Annotated in this window: 23 protein-coding genes; 13 read left to right on the forward strand and 10 right to left on the reverse strand. The window is 61.0% G+C overall.

Annotated elements, in window-relative coordinates; all coding sequences use genetic code 11:
* Positions 1-109 precede the first annotated feature (109 nt).
* Positions 110-1,135, forward strand: coding sequence for a nucleoid-associated protein (locus E4021_RS15650; protein ID WP_136460319.1), 1,026 nt, complete (start codon positions 110-112; stop codon positions 1,133-1,135).
* A 149-nt stretch (positions 1,136-1,284) separates the two neighbouring features.
* The gene (locus E4021_RS15655) at positions 1,285-1,860 is read left to right on the forward strand and encodes a DUF697 domain-containing protein (RefSeq protein WP_136460320.1); all 576 of its coding nucleotides are present in this window, start codon (positions 1,285-1,287) and stop codon (positions 1,858-1,860) included.
* Between the two features lie 68 nt (positions 1,861-1,928).
* Here the strand turns inward: E4021_RS15655 and E4021_RS15660 are convergent, their stop codons facing one another.
* A complete protein-coding gene (locus E4021_RS15660) occupies positions 1,929-2,549 on the reverse strand; it encodes a hypothetical protein (protein ID WP_136460321.1) in 621 nt (206 codons plus the stop codon).
* Between the two features lie 86 nt (positions 2,550-2,635).
* Between E4021_RS15660 and E4021_RS15665 the strand changes: the two genes are divergently transcribed.
* Positions 2,636-3,004, forward strand: coding sequence for a YraN family protein (locus tag E4021_RS15665; protein WP_136460322.1), 369 nt, complete (start codon positions 2,636-2,638; stop codon positions 3,002-3,004).
* Here the strand turns inward: E4021_RS15665 and E4021_RS15670 are convergent.
* The gene (locus tag E4021_RS15670) at positions 3,001-4,350 is read right to left on the reverse strand and encodes a DUF58 domain-containing protein (RefSeq protein WP_136460323.1); all 1,350 of its coding nucleotides are present in this window, start codon (positions 4,348-4,350) and stop codon (positions 3,001-3,003) included. The genes E4021_RS15665 and E4021_RS15670 overlap by 4 nt on opposite strands.
* Positions 4,351-4,409: 59 nt before the next feature.
* On the opposite strand from E4021_RS15670, the gene E4021_RS15675 reads away from it, so the two are divergent.
* Positions 4,410-5,030: a C40 family peptidase gene (locus E4021_RS15675; protein ID WP_136460324.1), complete on the forward strand. Its 621-nt coding sequence runs from the start codon at positions 4,410-4,412 to the stop codon at positions 5,028-5,030.
* A gap of 168 nt (positions 5,031-5,198) precedes the next feature.
* Here E4021_RS15675 and E4021_RS15680 read toward each other — a convergent pair whose 3' ends face one another.
* The 3 genes from E4021_RS15680 to E4021_RS15690 are packed head-to-tail and all read right to left on the reverse strand — an operon-like array spanning position 5,199 to position 6,839.
* Positions 5,199-5,663 carry a DUF4174 domain-containing protein gene (locus E4021_RS15680; protein ID WP_168797641.1) on the reverse strand — a complete coding sequence of 155 codons (465 nt, stop codon included), beginning with the start codon at positions 5,661-5,663 and terminating at the stop codon, positions 5,199-5,201.
* 49 nt (positions 5,664-5,712) lie between these two features.
* Positions 5,713-6,333 (reverse strand): hypothetical protein, encoded by a 621-nt coding sequence (locus tag E4021_RS15685; protein ID WP_136460326.1) that lies wholly within the window; start codon positions 6,331-6,333, stop codon positions 5,713-5,715.
* Positions 6,309-6,839: a hypothetical protein gene (locus E4021_RS15690; RefSeq protein ID WP_136460327.1), complete on the reverse strand. Its 531-nt coding sequence runs from the start codon at positions 6,837-6,839 to the stop codon at positions 6,309-6,311. Before E4021_RS15690 ends, E4021_RS15685 begins: the two co-directional genes overlap by 25 nt.
* Before the next feature lie 137 nt (positions 6,840-6,976).
* Here E4021_RS15690 and E4021_RS15695 point away from each other — a divergent pair, with 137 nt between their 5' ends.
* From E4021_RS15695 to E4021_RS15730, 8 genes are all read left to right on the forward strand, one after another.
* The gene (locus E4021_RS15695; RefSeq protein WP_136460328.1) at positions 6,977-9,151 is read left to right on the forward strand and encodes an ATP-binding protein; all 2,175 of its coding nucleotides are present in this window, start codon (positions 6,977-6,979) and stop codon (positions 9,149-9,151) included.
* Between the two features lie 91 nt (positions 9,152-9,242).
* Positions 9,243-9,671 (forward strand): response regulator, encoded by a 429-nt coding sequence (locus tag E4021_RS15700; RefSeq protein ID WP_136460329.1) that lies wholly within the window; start codon positions 9,243-9,245, stop codon positions 9,669-9,671.
* 141 nt (positions 9,672-9,812) lie between these two features.
* Complete coding sequence (locus E4021_RS15705; protein WP_136460330.1) at positions 9,813-12,119, forward strand: ATP-binding protein; 2,307 nt, start codon at positions 9,813-9,815, stop codon at positions 12,117-12,119.
* Positions 12,116-12,604, forward strand: a complete 489-nt coding sequence (locus E4021_RS15710; RefSeq protein WP_136460331.1) for a response regulator — start codon at positions 12,116-12,118, stop codon at positions 12,602-12,604. Before E4021_RS15705 ends, E4021_RS15710 begins: the two co-directional genes overlap by 4 nt.
* Complete coding sequence (locus E4021_RS15715) at positions 12,601-13,137, forward strand: biliverdin-producing heme oxygenase (RefSeq protein ID WP_136460332.1); 537 nt, start codon at positions 12,601-12,603, stop codon at positions 13,135-13,137. Before E4021_RS15710 ends, E4021_RS15715 begins: the two co-directional genes overlap by 4 nt.
* Positions 13,138-13,146: 9 nt before the next feature.
* Positions 13,147-13,500: an arsenate reductase family protein gene (locus E4021_RS15720; RefSeq protein ID WP_136460333.1), complete on the forward strand. Its 354-nt coding sequence runs from the start codon at positions 13,147-13,149 to the stop codon at positions 13,498-13,500.
* A complete protein-coding gene (gene hemF / locus E4021_RS15725) occupies positions 13,500-14,393 on the forward strand; it encodes an oxygen-dependent coproporphyrinogen oxidase (protein ID WP_136460334.1) in 894 nt (297 codons plus the stop codon). Before E4021_RS15720 ends, hemF begins: the two co-directional genes overlap by 1 nt.
* Positions 14,394-14,398: 5 nt before the next feature.
* Positions 14,399-15,328: a class I SAM-dependent methyltransferase gene (locus tag E4021_RS15730; RefSeq protein WP_136460335.1), complete on the forward strand. Its 930-nt coding sequence runs from the start codon at positions 14,399-14,401 to the stop codon at positions 15,326-15,328.
* A 4-nt stretch (positions 15,329-15,332) separates the two neighbouring features.
* Here E4021_RS15730 and porW read toward each other — a convergent pair whose 3' ends face one another.
* Positions 15,333-18,347 carry a type IX secretion system periplasmic lipoprotein PorW/SprE gene (porW, locus tag E4021_RS15735; protein ID WP_136460336.1) on the reverse strand — a complete coding sequence of 1,005 codons (3,015 nt, stop codon included), beginning with the start codon at positions 18,345-18,347 and terminating at the stop codon, positions 15,333-15,335.
* Positions 18,348-18,575: 228 nt separating this feature from the next.
* On the opposite strand from porW, the gene E4021_RS15740 reads away from it, so the two are divergent.
* Positions 18,576-19,445, forward strand: coding sequence for a M23 family metallopeptidase (locus E4021_RS15740; protein WP_136460337.1), 870 nt, complete (start codon positions 18,576-18,578; stop codon positions 19,443-19,445).
* A 155-nt stretch (positions 19,446-19,600) separates the two neighbouring features.
* On the opposite strand, the gene E4021_RS15745 is transcribed toward E4021_RS15740, so the two are convergent.
* From E4021_RS15745 to E4021_RS15760, 4 genes are read right to left on the reverse strand one after another with little or no spacing between them, the layout of a single operon-like run.
* Positions 19,601-21,232, reverse strand: coding sequence for an aspartate:alanine exchanger family transporter (locus tag E4021_RS15745; protein ID WP_136460338.1), 1,632 nt, complete (start codon positions 21,230-21,232; stop codon positions 19,601-19,603).
* A 42-nt stretch (positions 21,233-21,274) separates the two neighbouring features.
* Positions 21,275-22,162 carry a glycosyltransferase family A protein gene (locus E4021_RS15750; protein WP_136460339.1) on the reverse strand — a complete coding sequence of 296 codons (888 nt, stop codon included), beginning with the start codon at positions 22,160-22,162 and terminating at the stop codon, positions 21,275-21,277.
* Positions 22,163-22,167: 5 nt separating this feature from the next.
* Entirely contained in the window at positions 22,168-22,992 is an 825-nt protein-coding gene (locus tag E4021_RS15755) for an O-methyltransferase (protein ID WP_136460340.1), read from the reverse strand.
* Entirely contained in the window at positions 22,989-23,909 is a 921-nt protein-coding gene (locus E4021_RS15760; RefSeq protein WP_168797642.1) for a class I SAM-dependent methyltransferase, read from the reverse strand. The genes E4021_RS15755 and E4021_RS15760 overlap by 4 nt, the downstream gene beginning before the upstream one ends.
* Between the last annotated feature and the right edge of the window lie 12 nt (positions 23,910-23,921).

The raw sequence follows: 23,921 nt of genomic DNA on the forward strand, positions 1-23,921 counted from the left end.
TAGTTACGAACGTATAACACTCCGCTGTGTCTTTGGTTGCCTACGGCGGGGGTCGGTCATCCGGTCAGGAGAGTGGTGGTGTCCGGGTCAATAAGTTACCTTCGCCCGCATGGATCAGCTTATCGTACACCACGCCATAGTTCACGAACTGAAGAAGCAGCCGGAGATGGCCGAAGCCGACCTGTTGCTGAGTGAGGACGCCCTGCCCATTACCGAGCAGGCCATCGAACTTATTGGTCGCCTTGATGAGACCTTTGAACGAAAGACCGACCTACTGCAGGGCTACCTGGTGCAGCCCGACGAAGGACTTTTTCCCGCCTATTATCAGAACTGGCTGGAAGAGGGCCGGGGACGGTCCCCCTTCATCGCCTTCAGCCAGAACGCCATGGCGGTGCTGAAGGACAGTCTGCAGGGTGTGGTCGGCGCCAAGGGGGGCTACCTCCTGTTCGCCGACTATACCATGGACGAGCACCGGATGCTCGGCATCTACATGATCCGGAATACGGAGGGGATGATCTTCGTCGACGATGATGAGGTAGCCCAGCAGCGCCTCAAACTTCAGACCACCGCCTACCTGGACATACAGAACATGGCCATGGCCGCCCGCCTGCTGGCCGGCAAGGGCCGCAACGTGCAGATGATCCGTCACGCGCGGACGCAGAGCAGCATCAGCCAGTATTTCACGGATTGGGTGGGCATCGACCGCCCGGAGACCAGTGCCGAACTGACCCAGAGTTTCCTGGAAATGGTGGATGAACTGCCCGTGCCGAAGGACCGGGAAACGGGATTCGCGATGAACGAGGGCGACTTCGAAAAGGCCCTGGTCAAGTACGCTTCCAAGGCACCCCAGCATACCATTCGGGTGCAGGACTTCGACGAGCACTTCTACGGTAACGAAAAGCCCCTTCAGGAAATGCTGGCGGAGAACGGCAGCACGCTCGATGAGGGATTCCGTGTCGACCGCAAGGCCCTGCGCAACCGTTTCTACCTGCGCGCCGGTGTCGGGGGTATAAGCCTGACCTGCACCAAGGACCATTTTCGCAACGGACAGGTCCACATCGACGAGGCCACCGGCAAGATTACCATCAACAGCGAGGAGCTGGCTTCGCTCCTATTGGATCAATACGGGGAGTAGGAGTGTCTTCGGGCATTGCTTCGTGGGCCGAAAACAAACCGAACGGTAGAGCCCAAAACAAGCTCAGCCCCTAAAAATCGGCTCAAACGAACATATACCGCGTAGGATTTGGTTGTAGGAATACACTTGCAACCAAAACCTACTACATTATGGCAACGTCCGATCCAACAACATCCAAGTCTTCCGAATCCGCCAGCACCCAGGGCGGTGGAGAGAACCTTCCGGCAAAGAACAGCCCCTCCGGCAAACAGGAGCAAGCTGACGCCCTCATCAGAAAGTACGCCCTGTTCGGCACCGCGGCCGGCCTGATTCCCAGTTTCGGACTGGACGTGATCGCCCTGACCGCCCTGCAGGTAAAGATGATCAAGGAACTGGCCAATATCTACGAATACGACGTCGAGGACCAGATGATCCGCATGACCATCACCACCGGCATAACCTCCCTGGGAGGCCGCCTCATCACCAGTGTGGCCACCAGCATCACCAAGGCCTTCAGCCCGCTGAAATTCCTCATCGGTGGAGCCACTCAGGCTGCCCTGAGCGGTTTCCTTACCGCCGAGATCGGCAAGATCTACCAGGCCCGGCTCGCCAGCGGTGAGAACCCGGCCGACGTAACGGTAAGCGAGATCGTCAACCACGTGGTGGCGCAGATCCAGCAGGGAGAATGGAACCCTACCAAGGTCGCCGGCTTCCGCGGCAACTTCGGTTACTTGTTGAACAAGTAAACGGGCCTTCTACCGAAAGCCAAAACCAGAAAGCCCCGCAACACCAGGTGTGTTGCGGGGCTTTCTGTTTAGAAGTTGTAGTTGATGCCGCTGCGGATCTCGTAGGGAGCGTCGTTGAGTCGCTCCGGCTGGCTGACCCGGAATAGAATCAGGATCTCGAAGCCCGTAGCGCCCGGCCCGCCGCCCTGGCTGAGCCCGGCCCCAAGAAAGGGTATCGCACGGGTGATCCGGCGATCGTCCAGGGTGTTGGTGCCCGGCACCTGGTAGAACTCCTTCTCGCTAAGCAGGCTATACTCGCCATGAACGAAGAAGCCGCGGTAAATCTTGGCCCTGGTGAACAGACCGGCCGACCAGGTCATGGACTTGTCCTTGAACTCCGACTGGTTGAAGCCGTAATCGTAGCGAAAGGAGTTATAGATCAGACTGACCCGCGGTCCCACGCTCAGGAAGTTATTCACCTTATAGCCCGCCATCGGAGCCACCCCGATCCGGAAGGAACTGGAATAGGAGTTGGCCTGGAACCCGATGGTGGCCCCGGCGCCGTACCAGATGTCGCCTCCCTGGTTATCCGGGGCGCGGCGGGAGCCCGAATAATCCAGATCGTCCCGCGCTTCATCCTCCCGCGTCTGGGCGTAAGCGAAGTCGGTCATGAACAGAAGGCTCAACAAGATAAGGAGGGTATAGCGCATGGAATTTGGGGTTATGGATGGGTAAAGATAACAGCGGGGGCAGGCAGTTGCTCAGCCCAAACGACAACAAGTACTAGTTTTGCCCCATGACGGACCGTAAGAAGACGGGTGAGCAGGGAGAAGCGTTGGCCCGGCAGTATCTGATCGGGCACGGTTATACGATTGAGGCAACAAATTACCGGTACCGACGCACGGAAATCGACATCGTTGCCCGCAAGGACGGCATCCTGGTCTTCGTGGAAGTGAAAACCAGAAGCTCAGTGGCCTACGGTCACCCCAGCACCTTCTTCCGCCCGGAGCAGCAGCGTCGGATGAGCCGTGCCGCTTCCATGTACATGGAGGAAGTGAACCACGAATGGGAAATACGCTTCGACCTGATCGCTATCCACTACCGCTCGCCTTCCGTCTATCAGCTCGACCACTATCCGGACGTATTTTTCCCCGGCCTGCATTAAAGGCCCCGCCCCTTCAGTTCCAGGTACTGCCGGATCACGGTACCCGTGAGGTCCGCGGGCTGCGTAAGTACCACCTGGATGCCGTGGCGCCGCATCCGCAGGGCCATCAATTCCCGCTCCTGCAGGTACCGCCGGGCGGTGGCTTTCCGATAGACGCTCGCGGCGTCGCTGGTCGGCGCGTCAAGGAGTGACGCGACCTCGGTATTTTCGAAAAGGACCACGACAAGGCTGTGATCGCGACCCAGCTTTCGCAGGACCGGCATGACGCGGTCCAGGGCGTAGTTGCTCTCGAAATTAGCGAAGAGTACGATCATACTGCGCACCGGCACCAAACGCCGTACCGCCCGCAACAACAAATCGTAATCGCTCTCCCCCGTACGCTCCCGTTGGCGGTACAGCAACTTTAGCGCGCGGCGCAACTGATCCGGCCGGTTCTCGGCCGCCAGGAAATCCCCGAGTTTGTCGGAGAAGGTGAGCAGTCCCGCCCGGTCGCCCCGGCGGAGGATGAGGTTGGTCAGGGCCAGGGAGGCGTTGATGGCGTGGTCCAGAAGGCTGAGCCCGTCAAACGGCATCAGCATACTGCGCCCCTTATCGAGCAAGCAGTAAATGGCCTGGGCCCGCTCGGTGGTGTAGGTATTGACCATAAGGCTGCCGCGTCGGGCCGTGGCTTTCCAGTTCACGGTACGGCGGTCGTCGCCCGGAACGTAGGACTTGATCTGATCGAACTCATAACTGCGGGTCACGGGGAGAGGTCTCCGGCGTTTGCCAGACTCCACGGGACGGGTGACGGGGAAAGTGAATTTCTGCATCTGAACCAGACTGGGGTACACGGTAACTTCCTGCTCCTGTGGAATGCGCCGTCGCCACACGGCCAGGCCCCAACCGCTGCGGAGGAACAGGTTGATGCAGCCGAAGCGGTACAGGCCGCGCGAAGTGGGCCGCACGGGGTAGGTAAGGGTACGCCGTTCGCCGGCCTCCGCCACCGTGCTGAGCCGGTGGTCGCGCAACTGCAACTGCTGCGGCCACTCGTCGATAATCAGCAGGTGCAGCGGCATTTTCGCGCCGTTGTGGATTTCCAGGGCCACGTTCAGGGGATCTCCGAGTGACAATACCCGGGGTGGTCGGCGGATGGCGGTTACCGCCGGTGCCGCCCGGTGCAGCAGGTACCCGTCGTACAGCACCGCCAGAAAAAGGATTAGCAGTCCCCCGACCGCCACCCAGAAAAGCGGTGAAAGCCAGAAACCCAGCGCGGAAATCACGGCTACCCCACCAAGCAGGTAAAAGAAGCGTCCGCCCAGGTAGAGGTCGGTCAGGATGGAACGAAGTGAGGGGAAAAGACGGATCACGTTGTGAAAGCTAAACTAAATTCGCGACAGGGGGCGTTCCCCCTTCACAACCGCCCCGCTTGAAGCTATCGACCACCATAATCCTCCTCCTCAGTCTGGTCTTTACCAGTTGTAATTCTTTCCGTCCGGTCACGAGTGTCCGCAACCCCTCCCGCGCGGGCAGCTCCACCGCTACCGCCGATCGCGCTCGGCCCCGCCCCGCACCCGCCGAGGCAGCCACGCCGCGCCGGAACAAAAACGACCGTGCCCGGCGACCCGCGGCACCCGCCCCCCTGGAAGGTCCGACGGGTATAATTCGCAACAGCCTCGTTTCCCACGCCGAACAGTACCTCGGCCTGCGCTACAAATACGGTGGCAATACCCCCAAGGAAGGCTTTGACTGTTCGGGCTTCGTGAAGTACCTCTACGAGGACCAGGGCATCAGCATCCACCGCGTTTCCCGCGATCAGGCGCGGCAGGGACAAGAGATCGATCCGGACCGTGCACAGCCAGGCGATCTGGTCTTTTTCCGGCGTGGACCCAGTCAGCCCGTTTTTCACGTTTCGATGATCGTCGATGCCTCGCCCGGTGAGCTTTGGGTGATCCACCCCACCAGCAGTCGGGGCGTGATCCGGGAAAATATCCTGGCCTCATCGTACTGGCGACCCAAGATTTCGGAGGTGAAGACCTTTATCCGCTAGCTTATTCCAAGGGGTCAGTACACAGTATTGGCTTGGGCAGCGTTCCTTTATTCGAAAAATGCAGGCACCGGCCGGACCACCCAAGTGGCGCGTGGGACAAGTCCCAAACCAACCCGCGTGACGTAATTATCCACCCGGCGGGTGGAGGAACCATTATGAACGCCCTGATCAGTGCTTGCGCCCGTCGGGAATGTCCTTGGTGGGGTCTTTGGCGTTAATCGAGGTCTTATTACCGAACCCCTGCCGCAACTGCCGTTGTCGCATGGGCATGCTGTCGATCAGTTCCAGGACGACCGAAACGGGCGTGACCTGGTTCTTGGCGCGAAATTTCTCCGATCCGTCCAGTCCGACCAGGGCCATTTCGAACTGATAGTCTTCCGCACCAAAGTAATCGTAGAAATATTCCGAACTGCTTTCCGGCATAAAGAGGCCGGTATTCTCGTGGTCTCCCTCGGGCGTGGCCATGAGTACCACTACTTCGCGTTCGCGCAGCTCCTCCGAGGCGGCCGACAGGAGTGCCTGCTGTTTCAGGAAGAGGGGATCGTCAATATCGGGGGCGAAAAGAATGAGCACCCGGGACGTCCACCGGTATTCGGGCAGGCTTTGGGCGGCAATCGTAAAAGGCAGGGCCATAAGTAATAGCAGGGGCAACAAGGGTTTCATACCCTTGAAACACAAGCCATTAGTCCTGTGTTCCGGCGATGGCTACCATCAGGGCGCGGAAGGTTTCCGGTTCGTTGTAGAGCGCGTCCTGGTAGGTAGTGGCCCGCAGGCGCAGGTTCCAGGGCTGGTCGTTGCGCAGTTCCAGCTCTACGGTGATGTTGCCGAATTTCTGGTCGAGCTCTCCGCGCTGCGGCGGTCCGGCCTCGCGCTGGTGGCGGGTCCGCGGCTTTAGGTAGTGTCGCTCCTGGGTTTCCACCCAGTCTTCGCGGCTGAAGACCCGGCGGTCGCTGATCTGCGTGCGGTAGTTGAGCTCGAGGATGCGTTCCTTAAGATAGTGGAAGAAATGGCCGATCTCCTCGCGTGAGTAGTGGGTATCGTTGAAATGGATCACGAAGCCCTTGCTGCTCGGCGTATCGAGGAAACTGATGGCCTGGTCGGTGGGCCGACCGGTCTGGAAGATGGCGTACTGATCGGTCAACCAGTCGAACAGCCGGCGGCGGGCCAGGGTCTTCTTCCAGCGCTCGTACTGCTCGAGTTCAGCTGGGTCGCGCTCGATCATTTCGTGGACGGCGGGCTCGGTGGGCGAACTGTTTTCCGCGGCGTCGAAGAGGGAACTTATTCTTTGCCAGAAGTTGGCCATTGGTTTCGGTTTGTGGGGGTCAATTCGCCGCGGTATTTCAGCTCCCGCTCCTTGGTGTAGCCGAATTCCGCGTGGGGTAGCAGCCGATTCAGGGTTTTGGTCACTAGCAGCAACTGCTCGGCCCGCAGGTTGAAGTCGTGCACGCGGCCGTCGTCTACGTAGAGGTAAAGCGTTCCGCTGCGCATCAGGTTCAGCCCGAAGGGCATGCGTTCGGTCACTACGCTGTACACCCATACGATCCGTTCGGGCTGTTCGCGTAGGTCTTCGCGCAGGGCGTCCAGCGGCTGCTCGCTGAGCAGGCGGTACAGCCAGAACAGGCCCAGACTGGCGGCCAGGGCCCCGGCGAAGGGCAGCCATACGCTGTAGGGGATGCTCAGCAGGCACACCAGCAGGCCAACCGTCACCACCCCCACGGCCGTAAGTTGCTTGGCGCGGTGTTCGCGCGCCACGCTTCTCCACAGGGGCTCCAGGCCCGGGTGCCGGATGAGTCGCTCATTGGGTCGCATACGTAGTAATAGGTGGAAAGCGACAAACTGGTTTACCGCCCGGCAGTTTTTATCGGGGCAGCAAACAAGGCTGCCGGGCCAAACGCTTTAACAAATAAGTACATTCCCTCAGTTTCCGGAACGGACCGCCCCCGCGTATGCCTTCAGATTTATACATACAACCTCACTCCAGCGTCGTCATCCTTTCCCCCGAATGGCGGATTCGGGCCCTGAGCGACAACCTTGCCGACTTGTTGGGCGCGGACGCGGGTGCCATGATCGACGCGCCCGCTAGCCGGCTTTTTTCGGCACCCACAATCGACAAGATCCGCAACACCAAGTCCAACGGCGTAACCTATCCGATTGCCCTGACCGCGGAAGAGCCCATCAACTGGGGCCACCGACAATGCCTGCCCCGCCGCCGCCCGGAAGGCATCCTGATCGAGATCGAGCGGTGCGCGCCCGACCCCGAGCCGATTTTCGTTCCCGAGATCAACCTCCGTGACCTGAATGAGACCATCTTGGCGGCACCTACTACCCGGAGCCTGCTCCAAACCGTCTGTAACCGATTGGCTACCCTGTTTGGATTCAGCCGGGTGATCGTTTTTGAGTTGGATACGGAGGGCAATGGTTTCATAAGCACTGAATTCAACGACGGTTCCTTTCCCCTACTGCTCGGCGTTCACTACCGGCCCGAGGATTTTGCCCAGGTGGCGCTCAGCACCTACGCTGAGGAATCCGTGCTGGTCACGAATTATGAGTCCCGGAATTCGGCGGCGCTTATCGGGGACGTCTCCGGTTTTGAATCCTTGATCCAACTGGGACTTGGTTGCCGGATGCCCTACCCCCTGCTGCTTGACTTCATGCGGGAAATGGAGATCCAGACGGTCCTGAGCGTAGCCCTGTATAATAAGGACAAGCTCTGGGGTATGGTATTTGCCCACGCCCACCAGACAATTGTGCTCGACTACCAGTTGCGGACCTTCGTACACCTGGTCGGCAACCTGACCAGTCAGGCCCTCACCTACCGCGTATTCGACCAGACCCACCGCAACCTGGTGGCATCCGACCACCTCCGGGCCCGGCTCCGGGAAAATATCGCCAGGGCTTCCACCCTGGTGGATGGCCTTCAGCACTCCGACCCCTCCTTGCTGGACGTGGTGCCCGAGACCAGTGGCGCGGCAATCCTGCTGGAAAACCAGTTCGTAACTATAGGCTCTACGCCTACCGAGGAGCAGATACTGGATATTCTGGCCTGGGCCGGGGAGGAGATCAGCAGCAAGGAGGTTTACCATACTGCCCACCTCGAAGCGGTCTACCCCCCGGCGGCCGACTTCACCGATACCGCCTCCGGGCTGCTCCTCGTTCCCCTTAACGCCCGCTGCACCGACTGGATCGTGTGGTTCCGGCCGGAAAGCGTGGAAGAGGTCACGTACGGCAGTCTGAGCGCCGAACTGGAGCCAGATGAAAAATCGCGCTTTCAGCTCAAGGCTGAGGTCCGCCGCGGTTATTCCCGCGTCTGGTCACCGGCGGATATCGACGCCGCCCGCAACCTGCAATCCTACATCCGGGACGTGGTGATGGAGAAGTACAGTCAACTCAGTCGGGTCAACCACCAACTGCAAATGGCCTACGAGGAGATGCAGTCGTTCAGTTACACGGTGAGCCACGACCTGCGCGCGCCGCTGCGGGGCATCGATGGCTTCGCCGAAATTTTCATCGAGGACTACGGCACCAAGATCGATGCCCAGGGTCAGGCCCTAATCCAGACCATCCAGCAGAACGCGGCCCGCATGAACCAGTACATTGCCGACATCCTGGAACTCAGCCGGGTAGGTCGGGCCAGTATGGTCATCACGGACTGCCGGGTGGAAGAACTCGTCCAGTCGGCCATGGAGAACCTCAACAAGGGGCGGGCTACCCCCGTCACGGTCTCCGTCGCGGAAAATCTTCCCCCCATACGCGGTGATGCGCAACAACTGGGGATCGTGTTTCACCACCTGCTCTCCAACGCCATCAAATACAGCCCGAAGACCAAGCCGCCGGAGATCACCGTGGGCTTCCGCCGGATCAATCAATTTGGCGACGGCGAATTTTTCGTGGCCGACAAGGGTATCGGCATTTCACCCATCCATCAAGACCGGGTATTCGGGATGTTCAACCGGCTGGTCACCCAGGATGATTACGCGGGCAACGGGGTTGGGCTGGCCATCGTCCGCAGCATCATCATTCGGCACGGGGGAGAAATTCGCATCGAAAGTCAGGTAGGACGCGGAACCACTTTTCTGTTCCATACCGACCCCCACGAATTGAAAGCAGGGAAAACTAACTGATAGTTATTGCGTTATAGAGGTGCCTGAATAGCTGTTGCTACAGCTGATTTTTATATTTGTACTTTAGGCGATTGCTCTATCCCGTAAAACGATGTATACCAATCAAATACTACTGGCCGAAGACGACACAACCGACGCTGAGTTCTTTCAGCGGGCGCTGAGTCGGCTCGATTCACCCCCTGAGCTGGTGTGGTGCAAGAACGGCGTGGAAGCGTTGGAGGGCCTCGCTTCTTACACCGAAGCCGCCAGCCTGCCCCGTCTGGCCATCCTCGACATAAAGATGCCTGGCATGAGCGGGCTCGAGGTGCTGGAAAAGCTGAAAAGCGACGCCCGTACCAAGGACATGCCCGTGATCATTATGTCCAGCAGCGATGAACCACAAGACATTGCCCGTGCCTACGACTACGGCGCCAACGGCTACCTGGTTAAGCCCAGTCGCTTCCAGGACCTGCGCGAACTCGTAGGATCCATTAACTATTTCTGGATCAAAACCAACCGCCTCCGCCCGGCCGATTCCTAGATCGCGCCCCGACGGCTGATTCCCCCACTCCGAACTGCTGTCCGGCTGGAACCCTATGTAGCCCTTCGTCTTGTACAAGACAGCATAGTTTTTCCGGCAGAATTGTATAATGGCATAAATCCCGGCAGCAGACCTTCCCCTATGCACGCACATGAAGACCTTGTAGCCCAGCAATTACGAAACCTTTACCCTTTCAAGGTAAACCTGGAGAACTGTGATGAGGAACCAATCCGCTACATCCAGAGCATCCAGGCACACGCCTGTCTGGTAGCGGTGGAACTGGATACGCTGACCGTGCGCTTCGCCAGCGAGAACACGATGCAGCACATGGGAAAGTCGTGGAAGTCCATCCTGGATCGCCCGATCCAGGAGGTGTTCAGCTTTGAAGTAACGGCCCAGATTCCGGTGGGACTCAACCGGGAGGACGGCTTTGAGACCCTAAACCCCATCCAGGCATTCTTTACGATCGGCAGTGAGCGGGTGCTGAAGAACGTCATCATCAACCGGTCCGACGATTACCTGCTCATCGAAGTTGAGGCGGCATCCCAGTTCCTGCATGCCTCGCGTTACCAGCAACTGCTTTCGCGGGCGATCACCAAGATCCAGCGGCTGCGGGAATACGACAACCTGTTTACCGAAACGGCGGCGGTGCTGCGTCAGGTTACTGGTTATGATCGGGTCATGATCTACAAATTTGACGAGGAGTACAACGGCGAGGTCATCGCCGAGGCCCGCCGTGAAGGACTGGAGCCTTTCGAAGGATTGCGTTATCCCCACACCGACATTCCCAAACAGGCGCGGGAGCTCTACCTCAAAAATCGGGTGCGCCTCATCAGCGATACCTCCACGCCCTCTTCCCCCCTCCGTCGCAGCGACAATGTAGGCGATCACTACCTGGACCTGACGGCCGCGGGTAGCCGCGGAGTATCGCCCGTACACGTTGAGTACCTGGGGTACCTGAACGTCAACAACTCGCTCAGCGTAGCCATCGTGCAGGAGGGCAAACTGTGGGGCCTGTTTGCGATGCACCACTATTCCCCACGCTTCGTGGACGTCAGCATCCGCAATATGCTGCTCTTTGTCGGTCAGATCTTCAGCGGCCACCTTTCCCTGCAGATGGCCAACCGCTACCGGCAGGAAAGTTTGAACCGCAACCTTGCCCGCCTGGCCATCGGGGAAATGATCACCAAGACGCGGGACATTTTCGAAGGCCTCACCGCCGGCACCCACAACGTGCTGAACATGTTCCAGGGGACCAGCGGGGCCGCCATACAGTTTGATGGCCGGTACCAGCAATTCCGGAGCGCGCCGCCGCAGGAAAAGATCAATGATCTGATTGCCCTTGTCCGGGAGAACAACGGGCCGGAGAATAACCTCATTTTCCACCACGACCGGGCAGGTAAGACCTACCCCGACCTTCAGCAGTATTCTGATTCGGCGGCCGGCATCATGATCATATTTCTTAACGCCGAGTTCACGGATTGGGTAGCCTGGTTCCGACCCGGCATCTCCCACACCATCACTTGGGCGGGTAAGCCCGAAAAGGAAATGGTGGACTCCGGAGATGGCGTCCGCCGGCTGGGTCCGCGAAAAAGTTTCCAGCGATACGTAGAAACGGTGGACGGATGCAGCGCCCCCTGGACCAAGGAAGAGATTGACCTGGCTCTTTCCCTGCGGATCACGATCATCAACAGTCTGATGCAGCGGTATTCCGAAGTCAAGCAGGTGAACGATCAACTGCGGAAAGCGCTCGAGGACCTGGAAACCTTCAGCTATACGGTTTCCCACGACCTGCGCGCGCCCCTGCGCGCCATCAACGGTTATACGGAAATCCTGGCCGAGGATTACGGCCAGCACCTGGACGATGATGCGCGGCTGATCATTCAAAAGATCCACAGCGGTGTGGAACAGATGAACAACTTCATCACCGACATCCTGGAATTGAGCCGGGTGGGCAGCGGGGGTATGCAACTGGATGAAGTTGCGCCCGCTCCCCTGGCCGCCGAGGTGATCTCGGAACTCCAGGGCGTCTACCCCAACGCCGAACGGGTGGCGGTCAACATCCAGCGGAACCTGCCAGTGGTACGTGCCGACAAGCGCCTGATGCGCCAGTTGTACCTCAATCTCATTTCAAACGCTTTCAAGTACCTGGAACCGGATGCTTCCGGCAAACTCGCCCTGAGCATAGGCGCGCGCCCCGCATCGGAGGGTGAACCGACCACCTACTACGTCACCAATACCGGTCCGGCCATTCCCGAGGAATACACCCGCACCATTTTTGAAATGTTCAGCCGACTGTCTTCCCAGACCAAAGCCGAGGGCACGGGGGTCGGCCTGGCCATCGTAGACCGCATCGTGCAACGCCACAACGGTAAGGTCTGGGTGACCAATGACCACCTCGGCGTGACTTTCAATTTCTTTCTCAGCCCCGAGAACACCGCTCGATGACTGACCCCCATGCTCCAGCACATCCTCAGCCACTGGGCGGCAGCGCGGGGGTCCCCCGTCCGGGAGGAAGCGGGTACATCCTGTACGCCGAAGACAACCTGACGGATGCCACCTTTTTCATCCGTGCGCTCTCCCGTTTCTCCCCCTCTACGGTCTGCCACCACCTGGAGAATGGAGCCCTGGCTTACCGTTTTTTGCAGGATTGCGTACGGAACCAGAAAGAGCTTCCGCAGCTTGTGGTTCTTGACATCAAGATGCCCGGACTGACCGGACTCGACCTGCTGGAACACATCCGCCGAACCCCGGAAACGGCGCGATTGCCCGTGGTCATCCTCAGCGCCTCGGCGGAAGTCCGCGACCTGAACCGGGCATACGACTGCGACATCAACGCCTACCTGGTCAAGCCGAACCGCTACCGGCAACTGACCGATCTGGTCAAAGCCCTGGTTACCTTCTGGATTCTCAACAATCAGGTGCCCTCTTGAGCGATTCCAATACCCTCCTAACGGCCCTGCGGCAGTCTACCCGGGCGGACCACGAGGCCCTCGAGGAACTGACCCTCGGGGAAAAGATCATGGACGGCTCGCTTACCGCAGCCGAGTATCGTCGCATCATCGATTGGCAGCGAAGGAGCCACCTTAAGCTGGAGCCCCGGGTGATCGGCTTCCGGGCCGGGGATTATGCCTACCGCCCCCGATTCGTGGCACCCGCCGCTCCGCCGCAATCCGAAACCCGAAAAACGGATAAGGCTACGGCCGTGGGCATCCTTTACGTCCTGGAGGGGGCCAGCCTCGGCGGCAGCCTGATCTACCGCAAGTTGCAGGGCAATGCCTCCCTCGCCTCGGAAGCTCCTTTCGACTTTTACCGGGAACAGGCCGAATGGGGGCTGCAGCAGTGGCGTAATTTCGTGGCCTATCTCAACGGAGAAAGCTTTACCACCGACGCAACCGAGCGCGCCGCCGACGCCGCCCGGGAAGCCTTTGCCACCTTCCGCCGGGAATGGATCGCCGTGCCGTAGCTTTGCGGCATGGCGAAGATGTACCAACTGAGCAGCTGCTCGACCTGTCAACGGATCAGGAAAGAACTGGGCGAAGGGCCCGACCTGGAGATCATCAACATCAAGGAGCGCGCGATCACGCCGGAAGAACTGGCCTTCCTGGCCGAACGCGCGGGCAGCTACGAGGCCCTGTTCAGCCGTCGCGCCATGAAGTACCGCAGCCTCGGGCTGGCCGATCAACAGCTCACTGAAGCCGATTACCGACGGCTCATCCTGGAGGAATACACCTTTCTCAAGCGTCCGGTCACCGTGGTAGGCGACCAGGTATTCGTAGGGAGCGCCAAGAAAACCACCGCCGCCGCCAAAGAAGCCCTCAACCGCTGATGCCGGACCGCCACCTCATTACTGAATACTTCCGCCAGTTGCAGGATAGCATCTGCGGCAGCCTTTCCGCGGCGGACAGGGCCGACTTTACGGAGGACGAGTGGGACCGTCCCGGGGGCGGTGGCGGCCGCGCCCGCGTGTTGCTCGGTAACGCGATCGAGAAGGGGGGTGTAAACTTCAGCGCGGTACACGGGGAATTGCCACCCGCCGCGGCCCTGAGCCTGCAAACGGAGCAGGAGGAGGCTGGCTTCTACGCTACGGGGGTAAGCATCGTCTTGCACCCCCGCAATCCACATGTTCCCATCATTCACATGAACGTCCGCTACTTCGAGCTCGACGGCGGGCGCTTCTGGTTCGGCGGCGGGATCGACCTGACGCCGCACTACGTCGACCGCGAGCAGGCAGCGTGGTTCCACCGGCAATTGCGGAATACCTGTGAGGGATTCGATCCGGACTACTACCCCCGCTTCAAGAAGTGGGCGGACGACTATTTCTACATCCCGCACCGGGAGGAAACCCGCGGGGTGGGCGGCATCTTCTACGACCGGCTGGAACCGCAAACCGAAGGCAAGACAAAGTCTGAATTGTTCGACTTCACCGCGGCAGTCGGTGAGACCTTCGTACCCACCTACCTACACCTGCTGGAGCTTAACCGCGATAAGCCGGTGACCGAGACGGAACGTCGGTGGCAGGAACTGAGGCGGGGCCGGTACGTGGAGTTCAATCTGGTGTGGGACCGCGGCACCAAGTTCGGACTCACCACGAACGGGCGCACGGAAAGCATCCTGATGAGCCTGCCCCCGCTGGCGGGATGGGCCTACGATCACCAACCCGAGCCCGGCAGTCGGGAGGCCGAAACGCTGAGCCTGCTGCGCAAGGGCATTAACTGGTAACGCCAATGGCACCCGCTTACGAAGCATTCCGCAACCGGCTGCGCAAGATGGCCCGTCACTACGACAAGTGGGCCCGGCGCCGGGGACTGGAAGCGTACCGCATTTACGACGCGGACCTGGATGAATTCCCGGTGACCGTTGACCGCTACGCCGACCGGCTGTACGTCGCTGTATACGCCCGGGCCGGTGAAGAGGTACCGGAAGAAGAATACCTGGTCCACCTTACGGAAACCCTGGAGGTGCCGGCGAAACAGGTCTTCTTCAAGGTGCGTCAGCGGCAATCGGGCAAGGCCCAATATGAAAAACTGGACGCCCGGCAGCAGGAGTTCGCGGTGCGGGAGTACGGACGCACCCTGCTGGTCAACCTGACCGATTACCTAGACACCGGTCTCTTTCTCGACCACCGGGAGACCCGCCGCATGGTCGGCGAAGCGGCTGCGGGCAAGCGCGTCCTCAATCTCTTCGCCTATACCTGCTCGTTCGGGGTGTACGCCGCTACCGCAGGTGCCGAGCGGGTCGACAACCTGGACCTCAGCAATACCTACCTCGACTGGGGCCGGCGCAACTTCGCCGCCAACGGACTTGATCCCGATCGGTACGGATTTCTGAGGGCCGATGCCCTGCAGTGGTTGCAGCAGCCGGCAGATAGGGAGTACGACCTTATCGTGCTCGACCCGCCTACCTTCTCCAACTCCAAGATGATGTACGACGTGCTCGACACCCAGCGCGATCACGTACAATTGATCAACGATTCCCTGCGCCGCCTGCGGCCGGACGGGATCCTCTACTTCAGCACCAACTACCGGAAATTCAAGCTCGAAGAGTCGGCCATCACGGGAACCGCGCGGGAAATCACGGCGCAGACCCTCCCCCAGGATTTCCGGAAGAAGAACCTGCACCGTTGTTGGATGATTACCCCTCCCGGAGCGGAGTAGCTGACTACTGGTAGTTGGCGCGGAACCAATCGGCGTAGCCGGCAATGGAGCGTGCCTTCAGTATCTCCCGGTAGTTGGTCTGGGAAACGGGCAGCACCTGGAAACCTTCTCCGCTATTAGCGAGGAAATCCTGGCTGTTCTGCTGGGTACTGCGGTAGTATTCCATGGCGGTATTGCCGTCGCGGAAGCGCCGCATCACCAGCATGGGCGTCTCGTTATTACGGCCGATATAGATGGGCGTGGACTTGAGCCGGTCCAGCTTGTTGTACTGCTGGTTGAAGTTTTCCAGCTCGATCTTCAGGTCGTTGAGGCGTGCATCGGTATTTTCAAAGACGATAAGGACGTAGTGGATCTCGTCCATACTGGCCTGAAAGCTGGTACCGGCCGTTGTTTCGGTACGGCCGGGTACGCGTGCGGCGGACTCCCCGAGCAGGCGCAGGATCTCGCGGGCACGGGTTTGCTCGGGAGTATTGTTGTACTGGTTCACCACCTGCTGCAGGGCACTGACGTAAGCGGCACGGCCTTCCAGTTTTCCGGAGACCATGGCGTTGAGCAGGTCGTAGCGGGCGCGCAGGGCGTGGTCTTCGGGCAGGCTGCCGACGGAAGCCAGAATGCGGCGGCGGGCATCGGCGTAGTCGCGGTTTTCAAAGGCGGCGTAGGCGGCCTCGTAGGCACGGTTACGGCCGGACTCCTCGTCGGCGAGCTCATTCACGAAATTAGGGTCGTTGGCCAGCCGGGCAAATTTGGTCTCTCCGTAGCGTTGGGCCAGACGGTCGGCGTAAGTCCTGGCTTCGGCGGTGTTGCCCTCGGCTTTGTGCAGCAGGTACAGGTAGTACCAGCTTTCGGGCTCGAAGGCCGTGCCGGGGAACCGCTCGTCGAGGGTTTCGAAGGCGTCGATGGCCTTGGCGTTGTTGTTTACCCGGTCGCGGTACTCCCGGCCGAGGTTGAAGTAGGCTTCCGCCAGTTCGGCGCGGGTGGCAGCCTGTGTGGCCTCGTCGGTGGGCACGTCGGCCAGGATGCGGTTGATCTCGTCCTCGGTCACCAGCGTGACGGACTCGGCGGCGGGGTCGGCGACTCCGGCATCACCGGCGTCGGTGAAGAGGCTCACGTCGGTGCGGGAGCTGCGGCGCCAGTTGTCTTCCAGCGGGCGGTCGCCCCAGCGGCGGGCGAAATCGCGGCGGCCGCGGCGGATGGCTTGGTTATCGTATCCCCAGAAGCTGCTACCGGTCACGGCCACGGTCGCCGAAGCGTTGGTGACGGGCAGGCTGCCGCGGGTCACCGGTGTACTGAAATTGGCGGCGGAGCTGGTAGCCCGGCGTAGTTCGAAAACCTCCTCGGCCCAGTTGCGCCGGTCGGCGTCCGGCAGCATGCCGATGCGGAGAAGACTGTCCTTTACGGTGATGGCCTGCAGGTTATCGGAAACTCCGGTAAGCCGGTCGCGCCGACCGCTTGTTTCGGGGAAACGTACGTCGGTCTCGGCCATGACCTGCAGGGTGCTGTCGTAATAATTTTTGGCCGTCAGGTAGTCCTCCTGGGTGTAGGCCATATCGCCCAGCAGCTGGTAGGCTTCCACGCGGGTATTGCTGCCGCCGTAGGGACTGTCGAGGGCGCGGCGGAGGTACTCGGCGCCGGCGGCTTCGTCGCCGCTGTTGAGGGCGATTCCGGCCATGGCGTAGAGGATCTGGCTTTCGTATTCGCGGTTCTTTTCCTCCCCGGCCATGCGTTCGAGGTCGCGCAGGGCTTCGGCGGGGCTTCCACTGCCGCTCAAGTAGGCGTTCTGGGCCATATTGATCCGGGCGCCGAGTTCGAGTTCGTAGGCGGGCTTGGCGGCCACAACGGCGCGGAAGGCGTCGATGGCTGAACCGGGCTGTCCGAGTTCCTGGTACAGTTGGCCGGCGATGTAGGAGTAGCGGGCCTGTTCGTTGCGCTCTTCGGCCACTTCGGCGGCCGCTTCCAGGTAGGGAATGGCCTCCTCGAGCCGGTCCTGCTCCAGGTAGAGGTAGGCCTGCACGGCGATGGCCTTGCGGCGTACGTCGGCGTAGGTGCCGCGGTCATTGCGCAGGTCTTCAAGGATAATCTGGGCGCGGTCAAAATCGTCGCGCTTGATGAGGGTCCAGGCCAACCACAGGCGGATTTCCTGGTAGGCGGGGCGGTGCTTCAGCAGGTAGCTGCCGGGGTTGGAGCCGTACTCGCCGCTGCCGGCCTCGTCGGCGCTGCGGTTGCTGAAGATGGAGATCATGCCGATGGGTCCTTCCTCCATTTCAGCCTCCGTTTCCGGGGTGTCGGGTTCGTTTTCCAGTCCGGCCAGGGCGGTGGAATCCGCGGCGGCGGGGCGGGAAGAGGGCAGGCGGATGCCCTTTTTGCGGGCCCGGATTTTGGCCCTGCGTTCGCGTTCCCGCTGTTTCTGGGCCACTTTCTGTTCTTTCTGGCGCTGTTTGATGGTGCGTTCCCGTTCCCGCTGGGCTTCGCGGCGGGCCCGGAGACGGTCGCGGCGCGTCTGCGTCTTACTGGCCTCTACCTCGCGGCGGCTTTCGAACTCCTCTTCACCTTCGTCGTCGGAGGTGCTTTTTGACTTGCCGCGCTTGGGGCGGGGCCGGAATTCGCTGAGGGCAAAGTCGAGAGTGCGTTCGGCGCTTTCGTAGTCTTGCTTCAGTAATTGGGCCTGTCCGACGAGCAGGTAGCTGTCGTCCGTCCAGTTGCTGAAGGGGTGTTTCTTGACTACGATGGCCACCTTTTCGATGGCGCGGTCGAGTTCACCGGCGGCGGTACTGGGGTTGTCGACCGCCAGGAAAGGGAACATCTCCAGACGCTGGTTGTAGTTGTCCTCGTGCTGCTCGTTGAGGGCCAGCAGGGTCTCATCCATGATCTCCCGGGCATTGAAGTAGCCGTTGAAGTGGGCGTTGGTATTGTGCCAGGCCTTGGCTACGATGCCCTGATCTTCCCGCCGCTTGGTGGGCGAACACGCCGAAACCAGCACCTGCAGGGCCAATAGGATCAAAAAGAGCTGCGTTAATCTCAAATCTTATGCTTTAGTGTTTGCCGGCCGGTCCGCCCTTATCTTTGCCGGCGCTCCCCGAGCAAACGTTCGCAAGGTACCGTAAAGTGTGACTGCGGGAACCAGTATCCACGGCTCGGCGGGTTTTGTCGTTGCACCTGCGTCCGCGCCCACCCTTGCGGCTGCCCCGACAGAGAAACTTAAGGAGAAAAAATGGAGGAAAGGAGCGAAAATCAAAGCCGCTGGGCCCGCTTGAAAAGCACCTTCCGGGAAGGGTACCAACTGGTGGTGCGCGGGGCCCACGATTACCAGGAGCTGGCGACGTACAACCTCACGCCGCTGAACATTTACATCGGCCTGTCGACCCTGTTCCTGCTGGCCGGGGGACTGGTCTTTCTGCTCATTGTATTCACCCCGCTGAAGGAGTACGTGCCCGGCTACGGCGACGTCATCGAACGGCGCGAGATGGCGGAACTCGAGGAGAATGTAGCGGAATTGATGGACCTGGTGGAGGGCCAGAACCTCTACATCGAGAACCTGAAGCGGACGGTGCTGGGCGAGGCGGTCACGGCGGACAGTATCGAGGCGCAGTCTGCCGCAGGTGGCATCGCAGGTGACGTCGCTCCCCTACCCCCTTCGGCGGAGGAGCTACGGCTGCGGGAGGAATTGGAACGGCAGCGGGCCGGCCAGCGGGAAGCCAGCGTGGCGGCCGCCCCCCCGCCTACTTCCGGCAGTAATGCCGTATCGCTGGCGCAGGTCTACCTGGTAGCCCCCGTACACGGGGAGGTGAGCGCGGGCTTCAACCTGGCCACCGACCACACCGGCGTCGACATCCTGGCCCCACAGAATACGGCCATCAAGGCCACGCGGGCGGGTATCGTATTCCTGTCGGAATTCAGCAATGCCAACGGCAACGTCATCGGCATCCAGCACGACAACAACCTGATCAGTTTCTACAAGCACAACTCCAGTCTGCTCAAGCAAGTCGGTGACCGCGTACAGGCCGGGGAAGCCATCGCCATCATCGGCAATACCGGAACGCAGAGCACGGGCCCTCACCTGCATTTCGAGCTCTGGCACGAGGGGCGGGCGGTGGATCCTACTGCGTTTGTTAGTTTTTAGTTTTTTGGGTTGCCTTCGTTGCTTGACCTTCGGTCAGAGTTTGAGGGCAGACAGTAGTTCCCTAAAGCAATGGTGAGTGAGCCCCCATTCACCCATTCACTCCTTCACCCATTCACTCCTTCACCTATTCACTCCTTCACCTATTCACTCCTTGCTCAACTAAGCAAGCTATAAAGCAGTTGCACCGCCAGAATCTTCCCGATGAGCACCACGGGAAGCATGCGCGTGTAGCCGATGGTGGGATACTTGTTGCCGGCCTGTTCCACGGCGAATTCCAGGACGGCGGGCTGACTGCCGACCATGCCACCCAGAAAACTGAAGGGGATGCGCAGCAGGCGGTAGCCGATGACGATGGTCGCTACGGTGGTGATGATGGCGATAGCACCACCGGCGAGGAAGAGCTTGAGGCCGAGATCGGTCTGGAGGGTCTGGTAGAAGGTTTGTCCGGAGCGGATGCCGATGCCGGCCAGCAGGAAGATGAGGCCGAGCTGGCGCAGGGTGAGGTTGGCGCCGTAGGGAAGCGTCCATACGATAGGACCGGTGCGGCGCAGTTGGCCGAGGAGTAGGGCCACGATGAGCGGTCCACCGGCGAAGCCCAGACTGAAAGAGTAGCCGCCCGGCAGGGCAAAAGTGATCATGCCGAGGAGCAGACCGAGGGTGATGCCGAGTCCGAAAGAGAGCAGATTGACCCGCGAGAGCGCCTCGTAGCTGTTGCCGAATACGCGGAATACCTCCGGCAGGTCGTTGCGGTGGGCTACCAGCAGGATGCGGTCGCCGAGCTCCAGTACGGTATCGCCGCTGGCGAGAAGATCCATGTCGCCCCGCTGCACCCGGGTGATGAGGACGTTGAAGCGCTCCTGCAGGTTCAGGGAGGCGATGGTCTTGCCGGCAATCTCCTCGTTCGAGACGAAGATGCGGCGCACGTCAAAGACGGAGCGGTCGTGGTTCAGCTGACCCTCCGCCGGTGGGCCCACGAAGACCGCTGCCTCATCAATGGCTTCCCGTGGTCCGACCAGCACGATATGGTCGCCGGCCTGCGGCTGACTGTCCCAGGTGGTCAGGGTCGTTTGCCCGTCGTGCAGCATGCGTCCGAAGGCCACGCCCAGGTGGTGTTCGCGCCGGAAGGTCCGCAGCGTCTTCCCGATCATTTCGGGCGATTCCACCCGGAAGGTCTGGCTCACGAGCTTCTCGCCCATCGGGTAGTCCTTCTGCAGGCTTTTGAATTCGGCACCGTAGTCGATGCGGTAGAGTCGCTGCAGCACGAAGATGCCCAGCATCACCCCGAGCACGCCCAGCGGATAAGCCAGGGAGTACCCTACGACGGCCTGCTGGCTGATGGCGTCCTGGGTGCCGGCCGGGGCGTTTTTCTGGATGGCATCGAGGAGGCCCGCCAGGGCCGGGGTATTGGTGCTGGCTCCCGCGTAGAGTCCGCCGGTAGTCGCCGCGTCAAAATCGAGCCACTCCCCTATCCCGTAGGCCAGCAGGGCGGAAAGGACAACCGTGCCCGTAGCAAAATAAATATCGCGAAAGCCGTTGCGCTGAAAGCTCGCGAAGAAGGCCGGCGCGGAGGTCAGTCCTACCGTATAGACGAATATCGCCAGGCCGAGCAGGGTGATGAACTGCGGCACCTCCAGTCCCGGGTCAAGGGCTCCGAAGGCCAGTCCGACGAACAGCACCGCCGCCACGCCCAGTTTGAAGCCGCGGATGCGCACCTCTCCGAGGCCATAGCCGATGGCCATGACGGTGAACAGGAGCAGCAAAGGGGAGCGGATGAAGATCTCGACCATGGGCGGGGCAGGTTGTCGGAAACAGTACCGCGGTCGAAGGGTTCACCCCCGCTGGGAAAGCCCGCGAAAGTAGCCGGCCGCCTTGGCGATCCGGTAGCGGTGGCCCGGGTGACCCGGCTGCAGGGGCAGCAGCAGACTGCTGTACGTCAATTTGGCCAGCATGCCGAGGGTGTGGACGACGCTCGGGTGGGCCCGCCCCTTATAGATGCTGGCGTGGAAGATGCGGTCGGCGGCGTAATCGGCCGTCACCATCCGGGCGTTGACGTGGTGGTCTACGGCGGCGCCGCGCACGAAGACGGGCCTCGCCCCATTATTCCGCAGGCGTTGCTGGGCGTCGGTTTCCTGACCACGTGCCCCGCTGGCGGCTCCCGGCCCAAATTCCCCGCTGAAGTTGCCGGCGGCGCGCAGGTCCCGGGCAAAGCATGCCCAGCAGGCGCCCATGAAGTAGGTAAAGGAATCGAGCACCCGCAGGTCTTTTCCGGCCGACAGATCGATGAGTCGGGCGGAGGGGGGCAGGTAGGGCACCACGGCCGGCTCCGGTTCCCGTTCGTAGTCGGGATGCATCACGCCACCAAAGAAATGCCCGTGCCCGTAAGCGAGGGCAGCTTCCCGGAAGGCATCGACGGTGCCGGCGCGCACCGCCACGTCATCGTCGAGGAAGATCAGAAAGGCGTCCGCGTCGATCGTCGCGAGGGCCGCGTTGAGGGCCAGGCTTTTGTTGCCGGGCTCGAAGTGGTGGTAGCGCAGCGGAAAACGGGAAGCGTAGCCGAGCGACAGTTCCTCCGCTACGCGGGATCCGTTCTCGATGATGTGTACCGTGCAAGCTTGTAGTTCTTCGCGCAAGGCCGCGAGGCTGTCCAGGCAGCGGCGCAGCAGGTCCACGCGCTGGTGCGTGGGGATCAGGATATGGATCAGCGGATCGGCAGGCATTCGCTCTAATACGCTAAGTGAAGCCCGAAGTGGCGCTCACCAACTGGCTCGCTGTCGTCCACGATGACGATGCCCAGTTTCCAGAGGTCGATCGAATAGGTCACCGCGGGGTGGTTCCGGATGGTATCCCAGGCCTTCACCATTCCCGGGGTCCAGTTGATGTCGTCGAAAACCCACACCGACGGGCGCCGCACGGTAGGCAACAGACCATGAAAGTACTGCAGGGTAGGATCGTGGCGGTGGTTGCCGTCGATAAAGAGCAGGTCGAAGTCGGGTTGCCGCTCGAGCAGGCGGGGGAAGGTATGATCGTAGTTGCCCTCGATGATCTCGAATTGATCCGGTGAGGTGATGCGCGCGAACTGCCGCCCGGAAATCGCTACGTATTTCGGTACGCCGTCCATAGTGGTGAGGGTCGCTCCGGGACGCTGTTTAAGGGCTTCCAGCAGGTAGGAGCCCGAAACGCCCAGATTGGTTCCCATTTCCAGCACGCGCTCGGCAGCCAGGCCGTCGGCCAGCAAGTACAGGAAGCGGGCCCAGGTCGGCGGAGACGATGCCTGTTGGCAAACGCTGCTTACGGTGGCGGTTTCGGAGAGGTTGAATACCGTGTAGTCCACGGTTTCGTGGTTGCCCAGCAGTTCGGCGCGGTAGGCCTCGCAGCGGTCGAAGGCTGCTTGCCTTGCGGGGGGCTGTTCGGTGCGGGGGGCAGCCTCCAGACTGTCCAGCACGACGTCCATGACGGGGTGACGCAACGCACGCATCCGGCGCAGGGTGGCAGGTTGGCCCATTCGCCGCTGCAGAATCGTAGCGTGCTTGTGCAGTTTGTGGATCATGACAAAAGGGACTTAACGGCGATCTTACCGTAGTAACGTGGATTAACCGACAGGGCCGGCCAAAGCTGGTGCAGGGGGTTCATTTGCCGGCGCCCGGAGCGAATGGCGGAACGGTCGAAAGCGGGGTCGGGCGTGTTGCCCACGACGAGGTTGATGCAGGGGGTCTTTTCCGACTGGGTGACGTACTGCCAGTCGGTAGAGACGTGGCAGGGATAGAGTCCGGCCTGCTCGGCGGCCTCCACCACCGACTGCTCGCTGAAGAAATTTATGTGCGTCAGGGGCTCGCGCAGGTGGGCCCATTCCAGCCAGGCGCCGAGGGGGACTTCCACGTAGATCTTGCCCGTGGGCGTGAGGAGTTCGCCCAGGGACTGCAGCAGTTCCACGGGGTGCGTGACGTGCTCGAGCGTGTGGAGCAGAAGAATGAGGTCGTACGGGCCGCAGTTGGTCACTTCCTCGCTTATTTGCTGGCCGAGGTACCGGACGCGGTCGTCTTCCCGTGCGTAATCGATGTAGTCGGCCACGTAGCCGCGGTGCCCGGCGTCGATCAGCGGGGAGAGCAGGTAGCCTTCGGCGCCTCCGTAATCCAGTATACTGGCGGAAGTATGGGGCAGCAGATCCAGCAGGAAGGGGGTGGTGCGCCGGCGGCGTTCCTCGAGGTGAGGCGGGCGACCGCGTTTGCGGCGGTGGGCCAGGTCGAAGGAGGCGATTTCAGCGTACTTCCGGTCGAGGTCGGCGGGCGTGAGGCGGGGGTTGGTGAAGAGGAAGCTGCAGTTGGCGCAGCGGTCCACCGCAACGGCGGCCTGTCCGTCGGGTGCCTCGGCGATCAGGTCCAGATAGATGCGGATGAGCTCAGCGGTACGGTCGTCTCCCCCCGCTCCGTCGGACTTGCGGAAGGTGAATTGCTTTTGGGTGTGCAAATGATCATCTTT

Origin of the sequence: Neolewinella litorea (genome assembly GCF_004803465.1) — a bacterium.
Lineage (GTDB): Bacteria > Bacteroidota > Bacteroidia > Chitinophagales > Saprospiraceae > Neolewinella > Neolewinella litorea.

Excerpts from the sequence above, each read along its gene's own strand:
- E4021_RS15665 (WP_136460322.1), top strand. The coding sequence starts at position 2,636 with ATGACGGACCGTAAGAAGACGGGTGAGCAGGGAGAAGCGTTGGCCCGG.
- E4021_RS15700 (WP_136460329.1), top strand. The coding sequence starts at position 9,243 with ATGTATACCAATCAAATACTACTGGCCGAAGACGACACAACCGACGCT.
- E4021_RS15730 (WP_136460335.1), top strand. The coding sequence starts at position 14,399 with ATGGCACCCGCTTACGAAGCATTCCGCAACCGGCTGCGCAAGATGGCC.
- E4021_RS15695 (WP_136460328.1), top strand. The coding sequence starts at position 6,977 with ATGCCTTCAGATTTATACATACAACCTCACTCCAGCGTCGTCATCCTT.
- E4021_RS15685 (WP_136460326.1), bottom strand. The coding sequence starts at position 6,333 with ATGGCCAACTTCTGGCAAAGAATAAGTTCCCTCTTCGACGCCGCGGAA.
- E4021_RS15705 (WP_136460330.1), top strand. The coding sequence starts at position 9,813 with ATGCACGCACATGAAGACCTTGTAGCCCAGCAATTACGAAACCTTTAC.
- E4021_RS15755 (WP_136460340.1), bottom strand. The coding sequence starts at position 22,992 with ATGATCCACAAACTGCACAAGCACGCTACGATTCTGCAGCGGCGAATG.
- E4021_RS15655 (WP_136460320.1), top strand. The coding sequence starts at position 1,285 with ATGGCAACGTCCGATCCAACAACATCCAAGTCTTCCGAATCCGCCAGC.
- E4021_RS15750 (WP_136460339.1), bottom strand. The coding sequence starts at position 22,162 with ATGCCTGCCGATCCGCTGATCCATATCCTGATCCCCACGCACCAGCGC.
- E4021_RS15745 (WP_136460338.1), bottom strand. The coding sequence starts at position 21,232 with ATGGTCGAGATCTTCATCCGCTCCCCTTTGCTGCTCCTGTTCACCGTC.
- E4021_RS15690 (WP_136460327.1), bottom strand. The coding sequence starts at position 6,839 with ATGCGACCCAATGAGCGACTCATCCGGCACCCGGGCCTGGAGCCCCTG.
- E4021_RS15710 (WP_136460331.1), top strand. The coding sequence starts at position 12,116 with ATGACTGACCCCCATGCTCCAGCACATCCTCAGCCACTGGGCGGCAGC.
- hemF (WP_136460334.1), top strand. The coding sequence starts at position 13,500 with ATGCCGGACCGCCACCTCATTACTGAATACTTCCGCCAGTTGCAGGAT.
- E4021_RS15650 (WP_136460319.1), top strand. The coding sequence starts at position 110 with ATGGATCAGCTTATCGTACACCACGCCATAGTTCACGAACTGAAGAAG.
- E4021_RS15680 (WP_168797641.1), bottom strand. The coding sequence starts at position 5,663 with ATGGCCCTGCCTTTTACGATTGCCGCCCAAAGCCTGCCCGAATACCGG.
- E4021_RS15660 (WP_136460321.1), bottom strand. The coding sequence starts at position 2,549 with ATGCGCTATACCCTCCTTATCTTGTTGAGCCTTCTGTTCATGACCGAC.
- E4021_RS15720 (WP_136460333.1), top strand. The coding sequence starts at position 13,147 with ATGGCGAAGATGTACCAACTGAGCAGCTGCTCGACCTGTCAACGGATC.